The sequence below is a fragment of the Chitinophaga cymbidii genome, assembly GCF_007992715.1.
Lineage (GTDB): Bacteria > Bacteroidota > Bacteroidia > Chitinophagales > Chitinophagaceae > Chitinophaga > Chitinophaga cymbidii.
In genome coordinates this window covers 1-7,817 of sequence record NZ_BKAU01000008.1, presented here as the reverse complement: position 1 = coordinate 7,817, position 7,817 = coordinate 1, and the positions used below count along the sequence as shown (strand labels likewise).

General features: G+C 53.2%; 5 protein-coding genes. 2 read left to right on the top strand and 3 right to left on the bottom strand.

Annotation, left to right across the window (positions count from 1 at the left end):
* The first annotated feature begins 186 nt into the window (after nucleotides 1-186).
* Both CCY01nite_RS25460 and CCY01nite_RS25455 read left to right on the top strand, forming a co-directional pair.
* Nucleotides 187-1,869, top strand: a complete 1,683-nt coding sequence (locus CCY01nite_RS25460; RefSeq protein ID WP_146867395.1) for a DNA polymerase/3'-5' exonuclease PolX — start codon at nucleotides 187-189, stop codon at nucleotides 1,867-1,869.
* A 1-nt stretch (nucleotide 1,870) separates the two neighbouring features.
* Nucleotides 1,871-2,605, top strand: a complete 735-nt coding sequence (locus CCY01nite_RS25455) for a PrsW family intramembrane metalloprotease (protein WP_146867394.1) — start codon at nucleotides 1,871-1,873, stop codon at nucleotides 2,603-2,605.
* Here CCY01nite_RS25455 and CCY01nite_RS25450 read toward each other — a convergent pair.
* The 3 genes from CCY01nite_RS25450 to CCY01nite_RS25440 all read right to left on the bottom strand — a co-directional run.
* Nucleotides 2,584-2,790 (bottom strand): PLDc N-terminal domain-containing protein, encoded by a 207-nt coding sequence (locus tag CCY01nite_RS25450; RefSeq protein ID WP_146867393.1) that lies wholly within the window; start codon nucleotides 2,788-2,790, stop codon nucleotides 2,584-2,586. The genes CCY01nite_RS25455 and CCY01nite_RS25450 overlap by 22 nt on opposite strands.
* Nucleotides 2,791-3,538: 748 nt before the next feature.
* Nucleotides 3,539-4,450, bottom strand: a complete 912-nt coding sequence (locus tag CCY01nite_RS25445; RefSeq protein ID WP_186831266.1) for a PorP/SprF family type IX secretion system membrane protein — start codon at nucleotides 4,448-4,450, stop codon at nucleotides 3,539-3,541.
* Between the two features lie 10 nt (nucleotides 4,451-4,460).
* Nucleotides 4,461-7,817, bottom strand: a 3,357-nt coding sequence (locus tag CCY01nite_RS25440) for a Calx-beta domain-containing protein (protein ID WP_146867391.1), incomplete at its 5' end; no start/stop codon positions are given.

The window sequence follows — 7,817 nt, the reverse complement described above, 5'->3', positions numbered from 1 at the left end:
TGCTAAAAAACCAGCCGCTAAAAAGCCGGCTGCTAAGAAAAAGGCTGCTCCCAAGAAGAAGCCCGCTGCTAAAAAAGCTGCTCCTTCTGCACCTGCAGCTCCGGCCATGTAAGATCGGATTTACAAACTGTAGCATAAAGAACCCTCACCTCCAGGTGGGGGTTCTTTTATTAACTTACGGCATCTATGGACAACTATATCATCGCAGATAACTTCTCCCTCCTCGCCAAGCTGATGGATATTCACGGCGACAATTCCTTTAAAGCCAAATCCTTTGCCAACGCGGCCTTCCAGATAGAAAAACTGACCGTTCCCCTGCAGGACACGCCGCATGAAGCGATCTTCCGCATCAAGGGCATCGGGGAATCCACCGGCAAAAGCGTTATTGAAATGCTGCAGACCGGCAGGTTCGGCGCGCTGGAAGACTACCTGCAGAAAACACCCGCGGGCATCCTCGAGATGATGCGCATCAAAGGTCTCGGGCCTAAAAAGATCGCTACCATCTGGAAAGAGCTGGAAATAGAGACCCTGGGAGAACTGCTTTACGCCTGCGATGAAAACCGCCTGCTCCTCTTCAAGGGCTTCGGACAAAAGACGCAGGACAGCATCAAACAAAGCATCGAATTTTTCCTTTCCAACCGCGAACGCTTCCTCTATGCGGAAGTGGAAACCTTTGCGGAACAGCTGCGGGACACGCTTTCCGGCCTGTTCGCACCCGCGCCCGTCGCCCTTACCGGCGCCTTCCGGCGCCAGCAGCCCGTGATCGACGAGCTGGAAGCAGTAATCGGCGTACCCATAGAGCAGGTAGCCGAAAAACTTAAAGCCGTGGAAGGATTCACCCAGGTGGATAATACGGACGACGCCATCATCCTGCAGTACCGGGAACAGGTGAAAGTGAAGATCTACGGTGTGGACGCTCCTTTTTTCGCGCGCAAGCTGTTCGTTACCACGGGAAATGACAGCTTCCTGGAACAGTTCCGCGCGCATGCGGTGGACGCGCTGGACACGGAAGCCGCTTCCGAGGAGGCGATCTTTGAAAAAGCGAAGCTGCCCTTCATCCCTGCCTGCATGCGGGAAGGCAGCGGAGAAATAGCGCTCGCCGCAAACAATGCATTGCCGCAGCTGATCCGCACTACAGACATCAAAGGCATCATTCACTCCCACAGCCAGTGGAGCGACGGCCTCCAGAGCCTGGAAGATATGGCGAAAGCCGCGAAGGAACAGGGTTTCGAGTACCTCGTTATCAGCGATCACTCCCGCTCCGCCTTTTATGCCAACGGCCTTCAGCCGGAACGCATCCTCGCGCAGCACCAGCAGATCGATCAGCTGAACAGCCAGCTGGCCCCCTTTAAAATATTCAAAAGCATCGAAGCGGACATCCTGAACGACGGCAACCTGGATTACCCGGACGACATCCTCCGCAGTTTCGACCTGGTCATCGCTTCCGTACACTCCAACCTCAAGATGCCGGAGGACAAAGCCATGGCGCGCCTCCTGAAAGCTATCGCCAACCCCTATACGACGATTCTCGGGCATATGACCGGCCGCCTGCTGCTGAGCCGCAACGGCTACCCGGTGGATCATGAAGCGATCATAGACGCCTGCGTGGCCCATGAAGTGGTGATAGAGCTGAATGCGCATCCCCGCCGGCTGGACATTGACTGGCAGTGGATACCTTCCGCCATCCGGAAGGGCGCGCTGCTGTCCATCGACCCGGACGCGCACTCCGTAGCGGGTTACGGCGACATTAAATACGGCACGCTCGCCGCACAGAAAGGCGGGCTTACACGGGAAAAAAATCTCAGCAGCTTTTCGAAAGACGAACTGGAAGCTTTCCTGCTGCAACGCAAACAACGTAAAGGTATCTGATATGTTTTTACAGGCACTGGCCATCGCCATCGCCCCGGGCATTGCCATCGCAATGCTGATCTACGCGCTGGACCAGCGGGAGCGGGAGCCGATGCGCCTGCTGATCCGCTGTTTCCTGTTAGGCGTGCTGAGCGTGGGCATTCCCCTGCTGATGCAGCTCTACGCCGCATCCCGCGGATGGGGCGCATCCAACGAGCACCTCTGGCAAACGGCCATCTTCGCATTCGGCATCGTGGGGCTCAGCGAGGAACTGGGAAAATATATCATGCTGCGCTTCTACGCTTACCCCAAAGCCGCTTTCAATGAGCCGTTCGACGGCATCGTGTATTCCGTCATGATCGGGATGGGCTTCGCCACGGCGGAGAATATTGCCTACGTCATGCAATACGGCATTGGCACGGGCCTGGTGCGAATGTTCATTTCAGTGCCCGCGCATGCTACTTTCGCGATACTGATGGGATATTACGTGGGGCTGGCGAAGTTCATTCCGCAGCACCGGCGGACCTTGCAATTCACCGGCCTGTTCTGGGCCATCGTTTTTCACGGCGCGTTTGATTTTTTCCTGTTCATAGGAGACAGCATCTACCTCATGGCTGGCTCACTCCTCTCCTTCTTCATTGCCATACGGCTTTCCATCCGGGCGATCAGGCATCACCGGGAAATATCCGCACGATGGAAAAAACAAAATTATAATAACGGGGAAGAATATACGGATCAGGACTCTTCGGGAACATAACGGCGGGTCAGCCAGAAATAGAGCGCGTACCCGATAATGGGAAGAAAGAAAACAAGCATCAGCCACTTCAGGTGATACGGGCGGTTATTCGCCTGCCGGAAAGTATGCAGTACACAGAATCTCACTACCAGCCAGATGTGTATCATGGCAAATAAAGTGATCCATATTTCGCTGTCAACTCCCATGATCTCGTTTTTCTAAATCTACGAAATTTTAGTAAAAGCCGGAAAAAAAAGAGCCCGATTTGAAAATCAGGCCCATCCTCCAAATTAACTAGTAATGCAAAGTGGATAAAAGAGGTATATCAATAAGTTATGATGATTGTATTGTTGCGCGAATGTCAGCTGGCATGATTTCAAATCTACAAAAAAATATTTATTAACTATATACGGTTGTTTTTCTGAAAATCCGGCCGATCCACCAATAGAAAAGCCCGGGAACGTTCCCAGGCCTAATGATATGCAATAAATTAAAATAAACCATCTTAAAAGAGGAGCCCGATACGACAATCAGGCTCGTTTTTCTCCAATTTAGCTTAAGACAAAAATCCCTTATTCCCTAATAAATATCTTGAACGTCTATGAAGATGTGTTATTTGCAAGCTGTCTTATAAAAAGAATAGAGCCCGACACGAACATCAGGCTCGTTTTTTTTCTCCAATTTAGCTTAAGACAAAAAATTTATACAAGCACGGGCCTGTAAATATCTTCAAGACTTGTAATGACGATGTTAAAAGAACTATTCAAATCTATAAAAAGAAAACGAACATTCAAATTATTTATGTTAGGATAACTAACTATTAACTATTTTTTTTACAAACATCCCGATTTCGTGATCAGCATTCCTAACAATATAACAATTTATTTCGATGAATGTTCAATGATGAGCAATTTACGGATATATACGTAACCGGCAACCTGTTGGATTTTGAAACTAGAACATGCGGGGCGTCAGCGTTTTTCCTTTCACCAGCGAGAAACGGTAGTTCAGCATCAGCTCGTGCGAGCCGTTCTGCATGCCTTTGAGATAACTCGCTGATGCAAAGTCATATGCGTATCCCAGCTGCAGGCTTTTTGCGATCTGCAACTGCACCATGGCCGCAGCGGTTTTCTCCGTTCGCCAGGTTGCGCCCACCCATACCAGGTCTTTGAAGAGAAAAGAAGCGTTCACGTCCATCTGCACGCCGGCGCCGCCTACCTGCCGGAACAGCAGGCCGGGGCGGAATTTGATGTCTTTGTTTACGTCCAGGATCATTCCGCCGTGGAGGTACATATGCCGTTTGAATGCAACTTTATTAACAGAATTCCCGATATCGAAGTTATGGAAAGAGGGGGCGGACAATCCTACAAAGAATTTTTCCGAATACAGCATGAAGCCGAACCCGATATCTGTTTTCCAGTAGCGCTGGTCCTGGGCAAAAACGGGATCATCCGTTGCCAGGTGGGTATTATTTTCCCGGAACTGCTCCATCCCCCCCTTCAGTCCCATGGCGAGCGTCAGTTTTTTATTGAGCTTCACCTTTTGCGAGATGTTCAGATGCACACCTGTTTGTGAATAGATGGTGATCTTGTCCTGCATCGCCAGGAAGCCGATGCTGGTATTGGTGGCCTTCAGCGGGGAATAGAAGGAAAAGGTGCCGGTTTTGGGGGCGCCTTCCATGCCGAGCCACTGGTTACGCGCCACCACGGTAGCGCTGCTGAATTCGTCCATGGACGGGTAAGCGGGGTTGACCACCATCCCGTTGAACAGGTATTGCGCGTAGACGGGATGTTGCTGCGCCATCGCCTGTTGCGCGCTACAGCTGATGATCCCTGCTGCCAAAAACTTCCAGAAACGGGTTTTCATAGTTCTCATTTTAATTGGCATGTTTCAATACGATATATCCGGTATGACGCTGCATTTTGCCGTTGCCGTCCCAGACATGCAGGATGTAGAAATAAGAGCCGTCCGGCAGATCATTTCCCGAGCCGCCGCCTGCATTAGAACGGCCGTTGAAATTATTCGACTGGTTATTGTAGTTGCTGGTTTTAAAGATGGTGCCGCCCCAGCGGTTCAGGATCACGATCTCGTTACGCGGATATTTTTCGATATTCTCTATCATGAGCACGTCGTTGCGGCCATCGCCGTTGGGTGACAGCGCTTTGCTGACCCTGATCTCCATATCGATGGCCATATCATCGTTCATGATACCGCCGACCGCGATCTTTCGTACACCCATTACCGGGAGGTTTTGTCCGGACGTTACCACAGCGCTCCGGAGCTTCAGCGCAAAATATTCATCTTCCTCCGCTCCCACATCCCCGAATACCGGCACAACAATGTCTGCTTCGTCCTGCAGCGGCGGAATGACGATCGATGTGATGAGGGCGTGATAGTCCTCACCGGGATGAGCGCGCTGCGGATCTTTATCCGCCCCGGCGCCTTCAAACGCATCACCGAACTCATAATGCAGCGTGATGGCGCGCGTGCTTCTGCGGCTCAGCACAACGGTGAACGGCATGGGCGTGGTGCCGGAATGCCCTTCCATTACTCTTACGGTATCCTTTTTAAAGGTGATCTCCAGTGGATCATTATCTGTTATGCGGGTGGCGGTATTGCCGCTGGCGCCTTTACCATATGGCTGCCCGCCGCCGGATTGCGGCTCTATCAGCAGGTTCACAAATCCATCGTCATCATTCGTTTCATTGTCTTCCAGGCCGATGTTAAAGCTTACTTCCGCCTGGTTCGCCGGGAGTATGACCGTTAACGTTGTACCGCTCTGCGGAACGGTGGGATTCACGGTCCTGGCCGCATCGTGCTGCAGGGTGACGGTCACCGGTATATCTATCGGCGAAGTCTGTGACGCGCGCAGGGTGACCGGCAATACGGAGCCTTCCGCGATCTCGTCCGCCGCAAATACTTCCATCGTCACCACATCATCATCCTCCAGGTTAATGGTGGCCTCCGGCTGTGCCGCGAGGGACCAGCTGACGCCGGGAATAGTTGATGATGCGCCTGTCAGTGTGATAACAACGGTTTCATCTCCTTCCTGCACGTGATCATCCAGCGGAATAATGGTGATCAGGGCTTCCTGCTTACCGGCCGGAATGGTGAGCGTACCTGACAGCGAGGTGTAATCCGTTCCCGCCGTTGCAGTGCCGGCTACGGTATAGCTGACAGTGACCGGCGCGATGGCGGTAATGTCACTATTGAAACGCACCCTTGCGCTGCCGTTGGTATTCGGTTCGGCGGCATCGGTAATCTTATCGATGCGCAGGCTCAGATCGTATCCGGGGTTATCCGCGATCGTCATGCTGACGCTGCTGTTGTTCACCGCACAGGCTACAGGATTGCCGAGGAACTCATAGCTGGCGGACTGAAGCGTGAGCTGCAATTCCTCGTCGCCTTCCACCAGCTGATCATCCAGCACGGTAACAGGAATGGTTACACTGTTTTCTCCGCTTTTGATGACCGCTTGTCCGGATAAGGCCGTATAATCTGCTCCCGCGGTGGCCGTGGCGGCGGTGGTATAATATATGGTGATATCGGCGGGGGCTGTGGCGCTGTTGTCCAGCTGAATAGTGAAGAGCCCGTTGGTAGAGGGTTCCGCAGCATCTGTTGTTTTCACCAGCGTCAGGCTCATTGCCGGGGCGGCATCGCCGGGTATGGTAACGGCGGGCGCCGGCAGGATGGTAAATCCTGTAGCGGTGGCGGTGAGGTTGATGACTTCTGTGGCTTCCTCGATATTGTCCTGCACCGCTTCCAATATTACTTCTGCTTTATTCTCTCCTGCCGCGATCACAATGGCTGCGGACGTTATGGCATAATCCGCGCCCGGTGTTACCGTAATGGGTATAGCCGTGGCCGTAGTAATGCCGGCCGGCAGTGCAAATATCATTTTGCTGGTACTGCCTTCATGCAGGATGGTGGAATCGATGGTGACGGTGATCTCGCGGTTGGCAGGATTGAGGCCGGTGGCATCATCTATATGAATGACCGCGCCGGCAAAGGAAAGTCCGGCGGGCGCACTGCCGTCTACTATCAGTGTTTCCTGCGGCTCGATGATGCCGTCGATTACGGCGGATATGTTGAAGTCGGCGCTCACATTGCTCATTGCCGGGATGGTGATATCCGACGGGATCTGTGTATGATCGGTATCCGCGGCGGTGGATGTGGCCACGGTTTTAGACATATTCACCTGTATGGGCGTGCTGGACACAATGCCTGCGGGCAAGCTCACCCGGAACTGCGCGGTAGTGCCTTCCAGGATATCGCTTGTTGCCGGCTGCAGGGTGATCACGGTGTTGGCCGGATCTGCGCCCGTAGCATCTTCGATCTGCAGGGTGGCGGCATTTACGCTGTAAGCGGCGGCCGTTCCCCCGATAACCAGGCTTTCTGTTATTTCCAATATATTATCCGTGGAGGCGGTGACCGTAAAGGACGCGGCGTGTTCGCCGGTCTTGATGGTGACCGTCGGTGGTATGGCGCTGTGGTCCGTTGCGGCAGCTGTTGAAGCGGCACCCCGGTTCAGGTTGATTGCTATGTCGCTGCCGGCGAGCAAAGCACCCGGCAGGCTGACGGTGATCATAGCGGAATTGCCTTCGGTGATGGTAGCCGGGGCGGTGATGGTGAGCGTGCCGCTGTGGTTCTCATCCAGTACGTTCAGGTGCAGATCTCCGCTGAAGGTGAATCCTGTTGCGGAAGGCAGCAGGTGCAGTATTTCAGCAGGCTCTATTACGCCATCTGTATTGATGTCGATCTGTAATGTGCCTGCGTTATTGCCGGCGGGGATGATGGCTTGTACGGGAATGCCGCCGCTGATATCGCTCGCGTCCACTGTTGATGTGCCGGGAGCGAGGTTTATCGTGATCGCCTCTGCGGTGGTGATGCCAGCTGGCAGGCTGAAGGTGAGTGTGGCGGAGCTGCCTTCGGTGACATCTGCAGGGCCGGTGATCGTGATCGTTTTATTGCCGGTGGCGTCGATGATGTTTACGGATGTGTTTGCTGTTACATCTACATCGAATACATCTGCTTCGGCGGTGATCTCCAATAGCTCGTTCGGTTCTATTACGTTGTCTGGCTCCGCAGTTAAGTCGAAGGAAACTCCGTTGCTGTTAGCGGGGATGGTTACCGTTGACAGGAAAGTGTATTCGGAGGAGCCGGCAACGGTGCTTGCGCCAGCTGTCAGTTGTACCGGGATGGCTTCGGATGTGGTGATGCCGAAAGGAAGGCG

Coding starts and splice junctions, on each gene's coding strand:
- CCY01nite_RS25445 (WP_186831266.1), bottom strand. CDS start 4,450: ATGAAAACCCGTTTCTGGAAGTTTTTGGCAGCAGGGATCATCAGCTGT.
- CCY01nite_RS25450 (WP_146867393.1), bottom strand. CDS start 2,790: ATGGGAGTTGACAGCGAAATATGGATCACTTTATTTGCCATGATACAC.
- CCY01nite_RS25460 (WP_146867395.1), top strand. CDS start 187: ATGGACAACTATATCATCGCAGATAACTTCTCCCTCCTCGCCAAGCTG.
- CCY01nite_RS25455 (WP_146867394.1), top strand. CDS start 1,871: ATGTTTTTACAGGCACTGGCCATCGCCATCGCCCCGGGCATTGCCATC.